Source organism: Peribacillus sp. NPDC076916 (assembly GCF_050269675.1).
Classification (GTDB): Bacteria; Bacillota; Bacilli; order Bacillales; family DSM-1321; genus Peribacillus; species Peribacillus aracenensis.
Window position 1 is genome coordinate 76,456 of sequence record NZ_JBNNIU010000014.1, and the last position, 18,185, is coordinate 94,640.

16 protein-coding genes are annotated in these 18,185 nt (G+C 41.9%); 1 reads left to right on the forward strand and 15 read right to left on the reverse strand.

The window, feature by feature from the left end:
* Positions 1 to 30 precede the first annotated feature (30 nt).
* The 14 genes from ACQKFG_RS24475 to ACQKFG_RS24540 form a co-directional block, all read right to left on the reverse strand.
* The gene (locus ACQKFG_RS24475) at positions 31 to 957 is read right to left on the reverse strand and encodes a hypothetical protein (protein ID WP_427563619.1); all 927 of its coding nucleotides are present in this window, start codon (positions 955 to 957) and stop codon (positions 31 to 33) included.
* Complete coding sequence (locus tag ACQKFG_RS24480) at positions 954 to 2,024, reverse strand: hypothetical protein (protein WP_192207642.1); 1,071 nt, start codon at positions 2,022 to 2,024, stop codon at positions 954 to 956. The genes ACQKFG_RS24475 and ACQKFG_RS24480 overlap by 4 nt, the downstream gene beginning before the upstream one ends.
* Positions 2,017 to 2,490, reverse strand: a complete 474-nt coding sequence (locus ACQKFG_RS24485) for a hypothetical protein (protein WP_427563622.1) — start codon at positions 2,488 to 2,490, stop codon at positions 2,017 to 2,019. The genes ACQKFG_RS24480 and ACQKFG_RS24485 overlap by 8 nt, the downstream gene beginning before the upstream one ends.
* The gene (locus tag ACQKFG_RS24490; protein ID WP_427563624.1) at positions 2,487 to 3,029 is read right to left on the reverse strand and encodes an RNA polymerase sigma factor; all 543 of its coding nucleotides are present in this window, start codon (positions 3,027 to 3,029) and stop codon (positions 2,487 to 2,489) included. The genes ACQKFG_RS24485 and ACQKFG_RS24490 overlap by 4 nt, the downstream gene beginning before the upstream one ends.
* A 165-nt stretch (positions 3,030 to 3,194) precedes the next feature.
* The gene (gatB, locus tag ACQKFG_RS24495) at positions 3,195 to 4,622 is read right to left on the reverse strand and encodes an Asp-tRNA(Asn)/Glu-tRNA(Gln) amidotransferase subunit GatB (protein WP_427563626.1); all 1,428 of its coding nucleotides are present in this window, start codon (positions 4,620 to 4,622) and stop codon (positions 3,195 to 3,197) included.
* A gap of 12 nt (positions 4,623 to 4,634) precedes the next feature.
* Entirely contained in the window at positions 4,635 to 6,095 is a 1,461-nt protein-coding gene (gene gatA / locus ACQKFG_RS24500) for an Asp-tRNA(Asn)/Glu-tRNA(Gln) amidotransferase subunit GatA (RefSeq protein WP_342615781.1), read from the reverse strand.
* Positions 6,096 to 6,107: 12 nt separating this feature from the next.
* On the reverse strand, positions 6,108 to 6,398 hold the full coding sequence (gene gatC / locus ACQKFG_RS24505) for an Asp-tRNA(Asn)/Glu-tRNA(Gln) amidotransferase subunit GatC (protein ID WP_076372748.1): 291 nt from the start codon (positions 6,396 to 6,398) through the stop codon (positions 6,108 to 6,110).
* A 379-nt stretch (positions 6,399 to 6,777) separates the two neighbouring features.
* Positions 6,778 to 7,947, reverse strand: coding sequence for a CamS family sex pheromone protein (locus tag ACQKFG_RS24510; RefSeq protein WP_192207638.1), 1,170 nt, complete (start codon positions 7,945 to 7,947; stop codon positions 6,778 to 6,780).
* An 11-nt stretch (positions 7,948 to 7,958) separates the two neighbouring features.
* On the reverse strand, positions 7,959 to 9,965 hold the full coding sequence (gene ligA / locus ACQKFG_RS24515; RefSeq protein ID WP_349730506.1) for an NAD-dependent DNA ligase LigA: 2,007 nt from the start codon (positions 9,963 to 9,965) through the stop codon (positions 7,959 to 7,961).
* Positions 9,966 to 10,068: 103 nt separating this feature from the next.
* Positions 10,069 to 12,315 (reverse strand): DNA helicase PcrA, encoded by a 2,247-nt coding sequence (pcrA, locus tag ACQKFG_RS24520; protein WP_144529660.1) that lies wholly within the window; start codon positions 12,313 to 12,315, stop codon positions 10,069 to 10,071.
* 61 nt (positions 12,316 to 12,376) lie between these two features.
* The gene (locus ACQKFG_RS24525; RefSeq protein ID WP_192207635.1) at positions 12,377 to 13,060 is read right to left on the reverse strand and encodes a heptaprenylglyceryl phosphate synthase; all 684 of its coding nucleotides are present in this window, start codon (positions 13,058 to 13,060) and stop codon (positions 12,377 to 12,379) included.
* Positions 13,061 to 13,280: 220 nt separating this feature from the next.
* The gene (locus tag ACQKFG_RS24530) at positions 13,281 to 13,595 is read right to left on the reverse strand and encodes a YerC/YecD family TrpR-related protein (protein ID WP_034306094.1); all 315 of its coding nucleotides are present in this window, start codon (positions 13,593 to 13,595) and stop codon (positions 13,281 to 13,283) included.
* 26 nt (positions 13,596 to 13,621) lie between these two features.
* The gene (locus tag ACQKFG_RS24535; protein ID WP_353871392.1) at positions 13,622 to 14,659 is read right to left on the reverse strand and encodes a DUF3048 domain-containing protein; all 1,038 of its coding nucleotides are present in this window, start codon (positions 14,657 to 14,659) and stop codon (positions 13,622 to 13,624) included.
* Positions 14,660 to 14,702: 43 nt separating this feature from the next.
* Positions 14,703 to 16,448 carry an adenine deaminase C-terminal domain-containing protein gene (locus tag ACQKFG_RS24540; protein WP_427563630.1) on the reverse strand — a complete coding sequence of 582 codons (1,746 nt, stop codon included), beginning with the start codon at positions 16,446 to 16,448 and terminating at the stop codon, positions 14,703 to 14,705.
* Positions 16,449 to 16,593: 145 nt separating this feature from the next.
* Here ACQKFG_RS24540 and ACQKFG_RS24545 point away from each other — a divergent pair, with 145 nt between their 5' ends.
* Positions 16,594 to 16,860 carry a YgaP-like transmembrane domain gene (locus ACQKFG_RS24545; protein ID WP_260288220.1) on the forward strand — a complete coding sequence of 89 codons (267 nt, stop codon included), beginning with the start codon at positions 16,594 to 16,596 and terminating at the stop codon, positions 16,858 to 16,860.
* Between the two features lie 49 nt (positions 16,861 to 16,909).
* Here the strand turns inward: ACQKFG_RS24545 and purD are convergent, their stop codons facing one another.
* The gene (purD, locus tag ACQKFG_RS24550; protein WP_427563632.1) at positions 16,910 to 18,184 is read right to left on the reverse strand and encodes a phosphoribosylamine--glycine ligase; all 1,275 of its coding nucleotides are present in this window, start codon (positions 18,182 to 18,184) and stop codon (positions 16,910 to 16,912) included.
* Position 18,185 lies beyond the last annotated feature (1 nt).

The following is an 18,185-nucleotide window of genomic DNA, read 5'->3' on the forward strand; positions in this document are numbered from 1 at the left end:
CTTTTTACAATTTTATTCTAGTAAATGATTTCATGGATATTGAACATTCACGTTAAATGTATCGGTAACCGTTAAAGTATGTTTCCCTTTACCCATATTGAATAACCCATTCTTTTTTACAATGCCTTCTTCACTTGTTTCTTTTTTCACTTCAGTCATCTTCCAGCCATTCTTTGGACCCTCAAATTCCTCGACCCCTCTAGCATCTATCTTGATATCACTATTATCTTGAAGGAATACACTTAGATTTCCGCTATCCTTCACACTCCAGTCATTCAAGAGTTTTCTAGGCTTCAAGACAAGATCGGTACTTTGTCCGTCTATCTCCACTGCCAACTCAGCAGGGATTATAAGAGTTGCCTTAAGATTCTTTGCACCACTGTCCAAAAGTCCATTTTGAATCGGCAAATCCTTGAAGCTAATATAAAGCGTATCACCACTTCTCTCAACGAGTAAATAATCTTCCGCCTTCTTCAACAACGTATCAGCATCTTTCATTACCCGCTCACCATATGTTCCAAAAACGGAAACTTTTCCGTCATTTCCACTTTCAATAGTCAATGGGTATGTACCAGAGTCCAGGACAACTCGCTGTATGCCTTTCCCTGCGTTTTGATTGAAACCAGGCAAATTGACCGTTTTCTCTTCACTATTCACGGCAGCCCTGACTTGATCCATCAATCCGCTTGATGTTAGCAGAATTAAAACTATTCCCGTCGTTCCAAGCAATCCCACGAAAAGAATGCTAAGAATATCATACTTTACAAAAGAACTTTCTTTTCTCGAAAAATAAATATAGAGTAGAATCTCTCCACCCAAGATAATGAACAGCAACGGCCACCATGATAGCAGAATCGTCGTCAAATTCATATCCGCAATTTGAGAAACCAGTAAAACCAAACCCAAACCAACCAGGGAGATCCCCATTGAAATCGTTCCGACTCTCCATGTTCTCATTTTGTCTCCTCCTTGGCTCTCCCTTTTTTACTTCCCGACAGCAATTTGATTCCCCCGCCTATAAGAAGGATACATACAAGACCTTTTTGAAAATAATCTCTAAACCAGTATTCCAAGTTGCTTCCAATCCATTCATCTAAATGAGGAGCAATGGCCGGGACGATTATATTACTGGCCAAGAAGTAGATTCCAAGTCCCACCAACCCCAATCCTACCCATTTTTGATGATTGACCATTCCAGAAATGATGGGCGTATCTTCTACTGGACCCTCTTCCATTTTTGAGGCTTTTTGCAATCCATCAAAAAAACTATAAAACCAAATAATCGGAATAAGGAAAAAGAAGAAGCCTAACCGGAGTAAATCCAGTATATAAATGGCGAATAAAAAGCCGGCCATCAATTGTATCCCACGTTTTTGCAGCCCCAAATATAAGTGACCTGCACCAGGGAAAATAGCGAATAAAGTCGCGACCGATTTACTCTTCTTCCCGGATTCCCGCCTCTCCTCGAAATCTTCCAAAACGGTCCGATCGATAAGCTCCTCACCCCTTTGCTTTTTATTCAGCTGTTGAACAGAATCAAAAAAGCTGTAAATCCAGATAACAGGCAATAGTGCCATGAAAATTAACAGACCTTCCATTTGTGTCATCACACTGATGAATATCACCATGATGCCAAGGCCTAAAAAGCCTATGAGAAAAATAAGTCCACGATTCATGAGGCCCAGCTGAAAATGCCCTAATCCAGGAACGAATGATAGGATGATTACATAAAATCTTTCCGTTTCCGGCTGATCTGCCATTCCCCCTACATCCTCTTCACTTTTAGGGTTCCTCAGTGAGGTGACCACCAGATCAAATATACTGATGAAATAAAACACCATTCCAATAATGGAAAAAGCCAGAAACGCATCCGATTGACTGATCAACGAAAGAAGAAGACCACCAAGCCCCAATCCAGCCGTGGCAAGAAAATAAAATAACCCTTTATATTTCTTTCCTAGGTAAAAATGTCCGAAACCTGGCAGAAAAGATAATAAAAAAGCTAAAACCGGACTTTTATTCATTTCTAAACCCCTCCTTATTTTTCTTTTCGATAGTTTCCATCCAATTAAATGTTTTATCAATAAGTCCATCGGTTAAGGAATGCGTTTCCTTTTCACTGCTTGATTCCACAGAATCCATGTATTCTGTCAATGATTGAAATACTCCGCCTGCCATCAATAAGATCGTAAACCCGGCAGCAATCAGGTAATGTCTTGTTATCGTCCGAAGTGATTTCTCTTTTCGGTGTTGCTTTTCCCCTTCAACAGAGCCAACTTTCAATCGGCTAATCGAGTCCATGACAGGACCTGCAATATCAATATCAACTCCTTCAATGCCCTGACTGATTTCTTCTATTTCCATCGCTTCCATATAGGCGGACAAACACTTGTCACAGGAGTATAGATGATTTTCATATTCAATTTTTAGAGCCTCTGGTATTTCATCTGCCAAATATGCCACCCATTCTGCTTCAGGAACATGATTCATGAAAAATCCTCCTCTTTCCAATGTTTTCTCATCCAATTTCTTGCCCGATATAGCTTTACCTCGACAGATTTCACTTGAATATGCTGTTCCTCTGCAATTTGCTTGAATGTCTTTTCCTTTATGTAATAGCTATATACAACATCCCGATATCCCTCTGGAATGTCATTCAGCTTCCGTAATACTTGCTTTCGCCTTTCATTCCGAAAGAATACGGCCTCGGCATCATCCGTTAAGCCCAAATTAGCTTCCGATGAATGTTCTTCCTGCAAATCTTCCTTTTGACGTTCCCTCTTTCTCTTTAGATCGATAGCATGATTGACCGCAATTCGGGTAATCCAGGTTTTGAAGCCTTGGTTCTTATATTGAGGAAGAGAGGTGTAGATTTTGATAAAGACTTCCTGGGTAACATCTTCTGCATCCTTTTGATTCCGCAAGACGGAATAGACAGTCCTATAAATCGTCTGTTTATATGTTTCAATCAACATTCGGAATGCATGCTCATTCCCAGCCCTTACCTTTTCAACTAACTCATCCGTCACTTCTCTTCCTCCTTTCCTTTAATCATTCATGTAATAGACGCACAAAAAGGAGTTACCCCTACAGATAACTCAAAAAAAAATCAAAAATATTTTTCCGCCTTTTCACGGTAACTCTTTTCTTAATCAAGAGAAAACCGTACCACTTTAAAAGTGATACGGTCAATATTAACGTTTATTGATTTCTTCCACCAAAATTTTATTAACAAGCTGTGGATTGGCCTGTCCTTTTGTCGCTTTCATGATCTGCCCGACAAGGAAGCCGATTGCTTTTTGTTTACCGGCCTTAAAATCTTCAATTGATTGCGGGTTATTATTCAATGCTTCTTCAATGGCTGTACGCAATGCGCCTTCATCGGAAATTTGGACTAGCCCCTTCTCCTTGACGATTGTTTCAGCATCTCCGCCATTTTCAATCAATTCTTTGAAAACTTTTTTAGCGATTTTAGAAGAAATCGTGCCATCTTCAATCAGCTTGATCATTCCAGCCAACGATTCGGCAGTCAATTTGACATCATGCAGCTCTTTTCCTTCTGCATTCAAGAAAGCAGAAACCTCACCCATGATCCAGTTTGATGCTAGTTTCGCATCCGCGCCTGAAGCAACTGTCGCTTCAAAGAAATCGGCACTTTCTTTCGTTACCGTCAAAACGGCTGCATCATATTCAGGTAAGCCAAATTCTTCGACATAACGTTTTTTTCGGGCATCCGGAAGTTCCGGAATCTCGGCAGCAATACGTGCTTTCCATTCTTCATCGATATGGATTGTCAATAAGTCCGGTTCCGGGAAGTAACGATAATCATCGGAGCCTTCCTTAATTCGCATTAGTACCGTTCTGCCTGTAGCTTCATCGAACCGGCGTGTTTCCTGTTCGATTATGCCGCCTTCATTCAAGATTTCCGCTTGGCGGATTTCTTCATGCTCCAATCCTTTGCGGACAAAGTTGAATGAGTTCAAGTTTTTCAATTCGGTTTTCGTACCGAATTCCTTTTGCCCGACAGGTTTCAAGGAAATGTTTGCATCACAGCGAAGTGAGCCTTCTTCCATTTTACAATCGGAAACTCCTGTGTATTGAATGATCGATTTCAACTTTTCCAGATAAGCATAAGCTTCTTCCGGGGAAGTGATATCCGGTTCAGATACGATTTCAACAAGTGGCGTACCTTGGCGGTTATAATCACAAAGTGAATAGTTCCCTTTATGTGTCAGCTTTCCAGCATCCTCTTCCATATGAATCCGGGTAATGCCAATTTTCTTTTTCTTGCCGCCCACTTCGATCTCAATCCAGCCATGCTCACCGATCGGCTGATCGAACTGTGAAATTTGGTATGCTTTAGGATTGTCCGGGTAAAAATAGTTTTTCCGGTCGAATTTCGTAATTTCCGCCACTTCGCAATTCAAGGCAATTGCAGCCTTCATTGCAAAATCAACAGCCTTTTTATTGACGACAGGCAATACACCTGGGTAGCCTAGGTCGATTACAGTCGTGTTACTATTTGGAGCCGCACCAAAATGGTTTGGGCTCGCCGAGAAAATTTTAGAATCCGTTTTTAATTCTACGTGTACTTCTAGACCAATCACCGTTTCAAAGTCCATTTTTTTCACCCCTTACAGCTTAGGAAATTGTTTATGAAAATCTGTTGCTTGCTCAAATGCGTGAGCCGCTCGGTAAATCGTGCTTTCATCAAAATGCTTTCCAATCATTTGCAGTCCAAGCGGAAGGCCATTCGCTGCGAATCCACACGGCACGGATATACCCGGTACACCAGCAAGATTGACTGGAATCGTCAAGATATCATTGGCATACATCGTTAATGGATCGTCGACCTTCTCACCAATTTTAAATGCAGGCGTAGGTGTAGTCGGCCCAACGATGACATCGTATTTTTCAAAGACATCTTCAAAGTCTTTTTTGATTAACGTACGTACTTTTTGAGCCTTTTTATAATAAGCATCATAATAACCGGAACTTAAGGAGAACGTTCCAAGCATGATACGGCGCTTCACTTCGTCACCGAATCCTTCTGCACGGGTTTGCTTATACATTTCTATAAGAGTTTCTGCATTATCGGTACGATGCCCGAAACGCACTCCGTCAAAACGTGAAAGGTTAGCCGAAGCTTCAGATGAAGAAAGCAAATAATAGGCAGCTAAGGCATATTTGGAATGCGGCAAAGATACCTCTTCCCACTCAGCTCCAAGCCCCTCTAATACTTTTAACGCTTCAATTACGGAATTACGTGCTTCTTCGCCAACGCCTTCACCAAGATATTCTTTAGGCACGGCTATTTTCAATCCTCTAACATCGCCTGTTAATGAATTCACAAAACTCGGCACGTCAACATTAGCAGAGGTTGAATCCATTGGATCTACACCTGAAATCGCTTCAAGCAAATAAGCGTTATCTTCAACCGTTCTTGTGACAGGTCCAATTTGGTCCAATGAAGACGCAAAAGCTACAAGTCCGAATCGGGAAACCCGTCCATATGTAGGTTTTAAGCCGACAACTCCACAATATGCAGCTGGTTGGCGGATCGAACCACCCGTATCGGAACCTAAAGAGAATAGGACTTCACCTGAAGCGACAGATGCAGCTGAACCACCCGAAGAACCTCCTGGGACATATTCCGTGTTCCATGGGTTGCGTGTAGCTTGAAATGCGGAGTTCTCATTAGAGGAACCCATCGCAAACTCATCCATATTCAATTTTCCGATCGTAACCGTTTCTGCCTTTTGTAGTTTTTGAACGACGGTTGCATCATAGATTGGATCAAAGTTCTCCAAAATTTTGCTCGCACAAGTCGTACGCAAATTTTTAGTGACAATATTATCCTTCACTCCGATTGGCATACCAAATAAAGCGCCTTCGTTCTCGCCTTTTACCAATTGATCATCCAATCGTTTTGCTTGACTGCGGGCGTTTTCTTCATCTAGTGTCAAAAATGCCTTCACCTTGTCCTCTACCTGTCCGATCCGCTTATACGATTCGTTAACAAGATCAGTGACACTTATCTCTTTCTTATGTAAGCGTTCATGAAGCTCAGAAACTTTTTGTTCGAACAACGACATCATTGTCCCTCCTTATTCAATTATAGATGGTACACGGATATATCCTTCTTTGCTATCCGGTGCATTTTTAACTACTTCTTCTACTGGCAATCCCGGTTTTGCGACATCTTCGCGCATAACATTCTTCATATCCAAAACGTGAGAAGTCGGGTTTACTTGATCCGTATCAAGCTCATTCAACTGCTCCGCGAATGAAATCATTTGGTCAAGCTGATGCTGAAACTGTTGTGCTTCTTCTTCCGTAATGGCCAAACGAGCCAAATGGGCAACGTGTTTAACTTGTTCCATAGAAATACGTGACATTCTCTTCACCTCCGAAAAAATATCCAAATCGACTGAATTTCGCCGCTTTTCTCCATATAATCATCGTTTAAATCATATCAAACTATTGCACAGTAAAGCAACAAGAGATACAATGTCGAAAATCAATTATTTCATAAGGAAAAAGAGATATTTTCCGGGAAATATGGGAAAGTTGCCGGAATTTCCGGGGAAATGACAATTAGGCCTGTAAAATTCGACAAATGTTCCCTCTAACGTGCATTTGTTCCCTGAGATGGAAGGGTTTACTTCCTATATATATTTTCATTCCTGGTTAGAGGTTATTTTGAAATTCACAAAAAACAGATCCGAATTTTAAGCGGGTTGCAAAAAAGATGAAGCTGTTAAGCTTCATCTTTTTTCATTCGTATATATGCACGGTTGGTTCGTCTTGATTTGCTTCACGGACTATGAGCGCTTCAGGTCCATTTACAGAGGTAATGGATACCTGTATGGCAATGTAGTTCGGGAACCGTTCCATTACAAGCCCGGCAACATATTGAGTAAAGCCGATCGCTTCCGAGTTCCCATAAAATTGAATCGGGATATCGATGTTCAAACTTTGCAATTGATCATCCATATAGAACGCCCTGCCGATGACTCCGTTAAAGTTAGGGAAGTACTCTTCGACATCTTCTTTAAAGTTCGTGAAGGTATTGACGTCATCACGGTATTTTTTTTCAGCACTAGCAGAAGGAAATAGGAAATACTCTTCATTCAAGTTCGTCCATTTTCCAATATTGTCAGAGCCTTTATCAATATTTGTATAGGAAATGAAATTCCCAGGAACTACAGAGGATTTTTCATTTTGCTCGAATAAGGCAATCGTAATCGGAACATTTTTCAGCTTGTCCATTTTACGCAGCCTTTTTAAGACTTCTGCAGCAATTTTCTCCCCTTCTTGCTTCAGCTTTTTACTATCTATTTTATTTTCATAGGTGGCACCGAATGCCTCTTTTTGATAGTAATGCACTGAATTCAAAGCAAGACCTATGACAACCCCGCCAAGGCTCACTGAATTATCCTTTGTTTTGACCAAGTAATTATGTTCTAAAATATGAGCAAGATAAATCGGGTTTTCTTCATTCCGCTTATCAATGTCTCCTTTACCTGGATCAACCGGATTCAGGCCAAGGTTCTCTGAGGCCTTCATCTTCTTTTCTTTCAACTGACTATCGGTATATTTTCTGTTCAGCCAGGAAGATATCGTGGAACTATCCAGCATTTGCCCTTCTTGAAACAGGTAATCTTCCGGGTCGAATTGGGTTTGGGCCAACCGCATCAATCCATTTTCGAATTCTTCAATGTCATATCGGGTATTTAGATTGGATACGACCAAACCGCGTGCTTTTGATGGTTCAAACGGTAGGATTGTTTGATAGTATTCTTCCGAAATTTTATACTTCGGAATAATTGCCGTTTCTTTTTTGTCTTTGGAGTCTTGAACTACCTCTTGCTTATCCTCAAAACTAGGCGCACATCCAGCAAGAAGCAGTATAAGAATCATCCCCAAAATAGAGTGTTTCCTCATAGCTACACCTCTTAATTATTTAGTTCCTCAATCAGTCTCTCTTCATCCCATACCATGACGCCTAGGCTTTCCGCTTTTTCCAGTTTGGAACCGGCATCTTCGCCAGCTATGACCAAATCGGTTTTCTTGCTGACACTTCCAGCAACGTTGGCTCCTAGCGCCTCTAATTTCTCTTTTGCTTCGTTACGCGTTAACTGATACAATTTCCCCGTTAAAACGACTGTTTTACCGGCAAAAAAGGAATCGATTTCTTCAATGGCAACAGCTCTTGGGCCTTTAAATGTAAGGTTCACACCGGCTGCTTCCAATTCATTGAGTAACGCATGGACTTCTTCCAATTCAAAATAGGCTACGATGGAATCGGCCATCTTATCACCTATTTCATTAATGGCCGTTAGGTCTTCACGGCTCGCCTTGCTCAAGGCTTCCATCGTCCCGAACTCACGTGCTAGTGTCTTGGCCGCTTTTGAACCAACATGGCGAATGCCCAGCCCGAATAGTAATTTTTCCAACGAATTGGTTTTCGAAGCCTCGATTGCTTGAAGGAGCTTATTGACGGATTTATCCCCCATCCTTTCCAAAGCAATCAGTTGATCGTATGTAAGCTTATAAATATCAGCCACATCTTGTATGAGTTGTTCTTTAAACAACAAGCTAATCACTTTTTCACCAAGACTGTCTATATTCATTGCTGTACGGGAAACAAAGTGAATCAAGCCTTCCCTTATTTGTGCAGGACACTTCGGGTTGATGCAGCGTAAAGCAACCTCTCCCTCAAGCCGGACAAGTTCACTGCTGCATTCCGGGCACTCAGCCGGCATCTTAAACTCGACTTCTTCCCCTGTACGGCGCTCTGCCAGTACATTGACCACCTCTGGAATGATATCACCCGCTTTTTTCACGACCACTTGATCTCCGATTCTGATGTCCTTTTCACGGATTAAGTCTTCGTTATGAAGTGAAGCTCGCTGCACTGTCGTACCTGCTACCCGAACGGGATCCAAAACGGCGGTCGGAGTCAATACACCCGTACGGCCCACATTCAGCTCGATATCCCTTAGGGTTGTAATGACTTCTTCAGCTGGGAATTTATACGCAATGGCCCATCGCGGACTTTTTGCAGTAAAACCTAATTCATCCTGCTGTTCAAGGGAATCCACCTTAACGACAATTCCATCAATATCATAGGCTAAGTTTGGACGTTGCTCCGTCCATTCTACTATATAAGCTATTACTTCCTCTATATTGGAGCATGTTTTTCTTTCCCGATTCGTCTTAAACCCGAGGCGATCCAATAAATCCAGACCCTCACTGTGGGAACGGACCCCTGTTTCCCCAAAATTGGCAATCGCATAAAGGAAAATATCCAAGTTCCGTTTTGCAGCGAGTTTTGGGTCAAGCTGCCTTAACGAACCGGCAGCCGCATTTCGTGGGTTTGCAAATGGTTCCTCACCGCGTTCATCTTTTGCCTTGTTCAATGATTCGAATGATTTTTTTGGCATGAAGGCCTCACCGCGCACTTCTATGGCAACCGGCTCCCGCAACTTCAATGGAATCGACTTGATCGTTTTCAAATTAGCGGTAATATCTTCACCGATCGTTCCATCTCCACGAGTTGCCCCTCTTACGAAAAATCCATTCTCATATTGAAGAGTGACGGCAAGTCCATCAATTTTCAATTCACATACATAGGAAAAATCGTCACCTACGGATTGTCTGACCTTTCTGTCAAAATCCCTTAAGTCACTTTCATTGAAGGCATTGCCTAAACTAAGCATCGGTGTGGTATGCTCTACTTTTTCAAACATATCCAAAATGGCGCCACCGACCCGTTGTGTCGGTGAGTCCGCCGTTTGCAGTTCCGGAAATTTCTCCTCATACTCAATCAGTTCACGGAGTAGCCGATCATATTCAGCATCAGGTACTGATGGCTGGTCCATTACATAATATTCATAGCTGTATTGGTTCAATAACGTTTGCAGTTCTAGAACTTTCTTCTCTGCAGCTTGTAAGTCCATACGTTCAATCCTTTCTAAAGAAGACTCCACCGCACTTCTTTTAGAAGAGCGGTGTCTAAAGTCAGATATCCCTATTCTTTACCAGTAGAAGCATATTAATAGCTTATGCTTTTTCAACTGGTGCAAATTTCGCCAATAGGCGTTTGATGCCAATTGGACTTGGGAAGGCTATATCCAGTTCCTTGCCTTCGCCTTCCCCTTTTACGCTCACCACGGTTCCTATACCCCATTTTTTATGGGATGCACGGTCGCCGACAGCCCAGCCGATTTCTTCTCCGCCAGTTGCGGATGGTGCAGAAACAGCTCTTCCAAAGGCAGGCACTTTTCTTGTTGAAGCTGTTGAAGGAGATCCGGTTCTTGAAGAACTGAAAGGTGTTTGCCTTGCTCTAGGAGCCGGTTTCGGTTTTAAATCTTCAAGTAGTTCTTCTGGTATTTCATTAATGAAACGTGAAACAGGATTCATGCTAGTCCGTCCATACAATGTCCGCATTTGGGCATTGCTTATGAATAGCTCATTTTCAGCCCTTGTAATTCCCACATAAGCCAGACGGCGTTCTTCTTCCATCTCCTCTTCATCCATAAGCGAGCGGCTGTGAGGGAAAACCCCTTCTTCAAGGCCCAATAGAAAGACCACCGGATATTCAAGTCCCTTCGCTGAATGCAGTGTCATCAACGTTACCGTATTTGTAGCTTCTTCGGAATTCTCATCAAGTTGGTCTATATCGGCAACCAACGCCAGGTCAGTCAAAAAGCCCACCAATGATTTGTCCTCGCTGTTATCTTCGAATGCTTTCGTAACAGATAAAAACTCATCTATATTTTCAAGCCGGCTTTGTGATTCAATCGTTTTTTCTGCCTGCAGCATCTCACGGTAACCGGTTTTCTTAATGACTTCCTCCACAAGTTCCGTCACGGATAAATATTCCTGCTGATTTGTATAGTTAGTGATCAGCGTATGGAATTCCCTTGCCGCTTTGGTAGCCTTCCCACTTATCCCTACCATTTCAACGGATTCGAGTGCTTTATAGATGGAAACATCATATTGATCTGCATAATCTGCCACTTTGTCCATTGAAGTTGCACCAATTCCGCGTTTTGGTACATTGATTACACGGCGGAGACTGATGTCATCATCAGGATTCGCAATAAGGCGAAGATAGGCAAGTAAATCCTTAATCTCTTTACGGTCATAGAACTTGGTGCCCCCGACTATTGCATAATTTATATTGGATTTAAGCAGAACTTCCTCCATGACACGTGATTGTGCATTTGTCCTGTAAAGTATTGCTATATCTGAATATTTCCTGCTTCCGGCCTGCACTAACTCATTTATCTTACCGGCTACAAATTGCGCTTCCCCTTGTTCATTGTCCGCACGGTAATAGAATATCTTATTGCCATCAGCATTCTCGGTCCAAAGATTTTTCGGCTTCCGGTTTTGATTGTTATCGATGACCTTATTCGCCGCTTCAAGAATCTTTTTCGTCGAGCGGTAATTCTGTTCAAGGAAAATCATGTTGGCATTCGGGTAATCTTTTTCAAATGAAAGGATATTCGCAATATCCGCACCGCGCCAACGATAGATCGATTGATCGGAATCCCCGACAACACAGAGATTACGGAAGCGTGAAGCCAATAGTTTAACAAGCATGTATTGAGCCCTGTTCGTATCTTGGTACTCGTCAACATGAATGTATTGAAATTTACGCTGATAATATTCAAGCACCTCAGGTACGAGCTGGAACAATTGAATCGTCATCATGATCAAATCATCGAAATCGAGCGCTGAATTTTTACGCAACCGTTTTTGATATTCCGTATATACATCGGCAGTTACTTTAGTGAAGTAATCAGATGCCGTCTTCAGGTACTCTTCCGGCCCGACCAATTCATTTTTCGCTGAACTGATGCTACCCAAAATGGCACGGTAATCATATTTCTTTGTATCCATATTACGATCTTTCATGATTTGTTTTATGACCGATTGCTGATCCGTTGTATCCAATATCGAGAAGTTCCTATTAAATCCGATACGGTCAATATCTCTTCGTAAAATTCGGACACACATCGAGTGGAAAGTCGAAATCCAGATATCTTCGGATGCACCGCCTAGTATGGCACGTATCCTCTCCTTCATCTCACGTGCCGCCTTGTTGGTGAACGTGATTGCAAGGATGTTCCAAGGCGCTATTTCCTTCTCGACCATCAAGTAAGCTATTCGGTGAGTCAGCACACGCGTCTTTCCACTTCCTGCCCCAGCCATGATTAAAAGTGGGCCATCAGTTGATTTCACTGCTTTTTGTTGCTGTTCATTCAAACCTATTAGTAATTTTTCCGCTAAATATTGCATTATCACACCACCTATACGAACATTCGTTTCTGTTTTAGTATACTATATTTATTACATGTTTTCATTTAACTGCCGAAACTGTTGCAAGTGCCACTTTTAAATCTTCATAAATCACATTGCCGACAACGATGACATCCGCAATCTTAGACATCTCTTTGGCTTGTTCAACCGATTTTATCCCACCGCCATAGAATAGTATCGTATCCTCCAAACTCTCTTTGGCCGCTTCCACCATCTGGACATCGCCGTAATCACCACTGTATTCCAAATAAAAAATCGGCAGGTTGAACATTTTTTCCGCCATCATCGCGTATGCACCCACATCATCCATATCCAAATCGGTATTGGCTTTCGTCAATTCGGCCGCCTTGCACTCAGGATTCAGGATACAGTACCCTTCAACGAAAATTTCATCCCAATTCAAAAGGTATCCGTATTCCTTGACTGCTTGCTGATGCAGTTTCATCATCCAATCAGGGTTGGTGCTATTCAGTACACTCGGAATGAAATATAAATCAAAACCTGGCGTCACCGTTTCTACAGAAGAAATTTCCATCACACATGGGACGGTATATCTTCTGACACGTGCCATTAAATGAAGCACATTCTCAAGCGTGATTCCATCCGTTCCCCCGACCATTATTGCATCGGTACCGGATTCACAAACTTTTTCAAGGGCTTCATCACTTATTTCTTTATTTGGATCGAGTTTGAAAACATGTTTCCACTCGCGAAAATCGTACATTATAATCCTCCATTCACACTTCCCATTACACCATTATAGCATTAAGATTTTTCATTAAAAAAGAGAAGTATCGATAAAATGTTATTACCAAATGGAACCTCTGAATCTAAAATCCAATATAACATGGATATGGCTGAAAGACAGCCGGCAAAGAAAGTGCTGGACTCAAAGTAAAAAGCCGGGAAATGAATTTCCCGGCTTTTTATTATAATCGAAAGAATTAAGATTCAGTTGTTTCCTCGACGTTATCCTTAATACGGTTAAGAGCCATGGAATAAGCGTCATTTCCGTAATTCAAGCAGCGTTTGACCCTGGAAATCGTAGCCGTACTTGCACCCGTTTCCGTTTCAATTTTATGATAGGTTTTCCCTTCTTCAAGCATGCGGGCTACTTCAAGACGCTGTGCCAGTGATGAAATTTCATTAACCGTGCATAAATCATCAAAAAATCGATAGCATTCGTCCAAATCACGCAAGGAAAGGATCGACTTAAACAGCTGATCCGTTTCTTTTCCTCTCAACTTATCAATTTGCATGTTACTCCCCCTCAATTTCATGGGTATCAAAATGAGACGTCTCCTACTAAACCAGGTTCATCCGGAATAATATTGACCCAAGTTTTCCCTGGAATCAACCCTACCTCTTTATCGTTTTTCACTGGTATAATCCGACCATCCTTATTAACCCATTCTACTTCATTCGCTTTTCCTTTTTGAAGTAAATAACCTTTTCCGCCACTTTTCAAGTCGATTTTTCGACGCCCTTTATCGTCAATCACTTGATGAGCAGCCTCAATGATCAATATATTATCCAGTAAAATAGGTTTACTCGATTTATGTTCGACTGTTTGCTCTCCATTCGAATAACGTTTATATTTCTCTTCCGTGGCTTCGTATTCATACTGAACATCATACTCGTCTGATCCGTAGGAAACCTCGGTTTTCAATGCCGGTTCCCCTTGAAGGCCAGCCGCCTCTTCCTTTGTAAGGAAGGCATAAGGCTCCGGTGCACCATTCAACTCATATCCCTTTTCCTTCGCACCTTTTTGGATATCCTCAAAGGTGGTGTAGGAATTATGCGGTGCTTTTCTATCTGCCGAACGTTGAAACAAAGTACCATCATAATATAATCCGTTCAAGTTATCAATATACCCTTTGTCCAGCATGGTTTTTGCCTCGGGGCTATTCCCATGACAGACATAGATGCAATCAAGGCCTTTAGCCAATTCGATATAATAGTCCCTTGCACTCCGAATCGGACCGATTTGGCTTGGCATTTCACTTTGGAAGATAGCTAAAAATCTGGTTATGTCACCTTCTGCAAGCATTTCGTAGACCATATCGGCTTCTGAGAGGCCCGATTGTGGGCGTGCTTCCGGATGATTATTAATCATCACTGCTGCAGCCCTTCGATCACTGCCTGTATCGGTGGCTATACCTGTAAGTGGAAACTCATTGGAAGGTTCATTTTTCACATCTGTATTTTTGATGACAGCTTGGTCTTTTGGCTTACTGTCATCCGATGCAGGATCTTCTTTCGTAGAACAGCCTGCCAGCAGTAAAATAGCAATAACCATGAAAAGAACTCTCTTAAAATTCATCTTTCCACTCCTCTGATTTATTAGCCATTTCTTCTCTTATATTTTAACGCATTATAGTGGGAAAGAGTATAGTTTTATTCATTACGTCATATACTCCTCGCTGGGTTAGCCTTATATATGGCAGATGGGTTGTCGAAAAGAATGAAAGGGTATACACAGGATCGGCGAAGCGATAACCTCTCTCCCGCAGCAAATGTTTCAATACATTTTCTTCTTCTATCAGTTCAGGAACCTCCTTGGTGGACATGACTCCCTTTAATTTCAGAGGAAGTTCATGGATCACCTTGCCTTGTTCCGTTAAAATGATTCCACCGCCGATTTCCTTCAGCCGGTTAAATGCCAAATGCATATCCTTTTTCCTTTTACCGATTAGTATGATATCACCTGTATTTGTATAAGAGCCAGCAAAACCACACAATTTGTCCGCAAACCCTTTTAATATCGTATTGATGCGCCATTTCCCTTCCCGATCGATAAGCATGAAAAAGCATTCATCATCCTCAAAGTTCAGTTCTTCATACCCAACATCATTGGCAAGGGAGTAGGGTTTCGTAATTACATTATTGACCAATTCAATCCCAAACGGCATGGAAAACTCAAAATCTTCCTTTAAACTAAGATCCCAATCAAGATCAAGTGGTTTAAAATCGAAATCACTCCATTGGATTTCCTGTTCATCCGGAATGATCTCACCATCCCTTTTAACCCATTTCCCTTTTGCCATTACCGAAACCGGTGCGGGTTCCTTTACATCGGTCAGGAAGTTGATATTCGCTACCCTTCCTGTGGCAATATTACCATGAAGGTATTCAATGTTATAATATCGTGCGATGTTGATAGTTGCCATATTGTATGCATCGATGACCGGAACGCCATTTTCTATTGCTATTTTGATCAAGCAGTCTATGAACCCACCCTCATAAAAGGATGGCGGCGATCCATCTGTCGTATAAAAGAATTTGTCATATTGATCGATGCCCAGCTCATGGATTTCCTGTATCATCTTCGGTAAATCCGGCCGGATCGAAGAATGTCTTAACGATACATAATAGCCCTGCAGCAAGCGCGACATGACTTCATCTCCTGTCATTGCCTCATGATCACAATCGGCGCCGAACAAGGTCATTTTTGCTAAAGTCTTCTCTGAAGCACCTGGAAAGTGTCCTTCTATTTTCTTCCTCATTCGCTTGGCTTCCTGAATCCAGTGCAACATCATGTCATCCCCATCCAGAAGCTTCGGCCATCCAGTCAGTTCCCCGCCCTGTAATACGGCATCATGCTCCAGCCATGATTTAACGGCCCCATGAGAAAAAACCATGTCTTCATCGATCAATTCCGTTTGTCCGTCAAAACGGCTCCACCAATACATTGTTACAGGAATGTTACGTAATTCTTTCAAAAGAGAAAACGCTTTCTTTTTATCCAACTGCAATAAAAACGGCAAGTTATCATTGATCAATGTCGTTGTGCCGAAATGAGATGCATAACGTGAAAAAGATAGGGGATTATATAATTGAGAAGGGTGTGAATGCGGCTCAATATAACCCGGGACTAAGTACTGGTTTGTACAGTCTACCATTTCACAGCGGTCTATATTATCAGGAAGCTTATCGCCAACATATACGATGCGGTCATCATATATCCATATATTCGCTTTTACCCATTTTCGTAAAGCCTGATTTAAATAAGTCGTATTTTTAAGCAGAATGTGTGGTGCCCTATTGCCATCCAGCACATCTATATGTTCTCTTAGATGTTTATTTTTCCATCTATAGCGCTGTTCAAGCATAAACATTCCCCCATAATTTTATAGAAACAGATGTATGAAAAAACCATTTTCAATCCAATTTTATTTCATAGTAACATACTTGCCTCATTAGAACAGTAATGTTAACCAGATTATTGTTAAATTTTTGTGAAGGGATGGACTTAAAGTGAAGTTTAAACAAAATATCAGTATAATAAATGCATTAATGCGAATTACCTGTGGTTTTACATTGCTAACATGGGCTATGGCTAAAATGGTGAAAAAACCATGGAAAAACCAATCTTATATATTCGTGGTCATGCTTTCTGCCATGAAAATAGGCGAAGGCATACTCCGCTATTGCCCTGTCGTCGATGCGATGGAAAACAGACAAAACTTAACGACAAATGAACCAAAACAGGGACATGAATCTAATCAATCTGATCACTATTAAGTTTTTTCTAAAGAAGAAGCTGACTCCGCTTAGAGTCAGCTTCTTTATATTATGATGAGAAATTGTATTTTATTGCACGGTAGCCAATATCCATCCGCCAGAATAAGCCGTCTTTCTCAATATGTCCCAACTCTTTATATACTTCAGCTTGGGCAGAGGCCAAATCTTTCCCTTTTGCAGCAACCAGAAGTACACGTCCGCCATTCGCAATGAATTTCCCCTCACTATCGAGTGCCGTTCCAGCATGATAAACATGGGCATACTGATCAATCTTTTCCAAGCCATTAATAATAGAACCCTTTTTATATTCCCCTGGATATCCATCAGCTGCGACGACCACCCCAAGAACAGCTTCTTCATGCCACTCAAGTTCTAAATCCTCTCCAGAAAGAACCGCTTCAAGCGTATCTACGAAATCTGTTTTTAGGCGCGGTAAAACAACTTGCGTTTCCGGATCGCCAAAACGGGCATTGAACTCAATGACTTTTGTGCCTTTATCGGTAGCAATCAACCCGGCATATAATATTCCTGTAAAACTCCGATTCTCCGAAATCATCGCATTTACCGTGGGCTTAAGAATTGTTTCGACTGCGGTCTGAACCATTTCATCGGAAATTTGCGGCACTGGTGAATATGCACCCATTCCACCTGTGTTCGGACCCTGATCACCATCAAAAACCCGCTTATGATCTTGAGCAATGACCATCGGATACACTTTTTCCCCATTAACGAATGCCATCAATGAAAATTCCTCGCCATCAAGGAATTCTTCAATAACGACTTTAGCAGATGCTTCCCCGAACTTTGCTCCGACTAGCATATCATGGATGGCGTCTAACGCCTCTTCCATCGTCATGGCAACTACGACACCTTTTCCTGCAGCCAAACCGTCCGCTTTTATGACGATGGGGGCACCCACTTTTTCGATATATGCCTTTGCTGAATCGTAATCGGAAAATGTTTCATATTCTGCTGTCGGAATGCTGTAGTTCTTCATTAAATCTTTAGCAAAGGATTTACTTCCCTCGATGACTGCAGCACGGCCATTAGGGCCAAATACTTGTAATCCTGCCTCCGTAAAATCATCGGCAAGTCCATTCAACAATGGGGTTTCGGGCCCGATCACAGTTAATGAAACTGCATTCTGCTTGGCAAAGGCAACCAAATCCCCGTGATTGTTTTCATCAATCGGAACAAGAGTCGCTACATCAGTCATCCCTGGATTTCCCGGTGCTGCAAAAACTGTCCCAACCCGTTTACTTTCAAATAGTTTGCGGGCTATGGCATGCTCCCTGCCGCCCCGGCCAATTACTAGTACATTCATT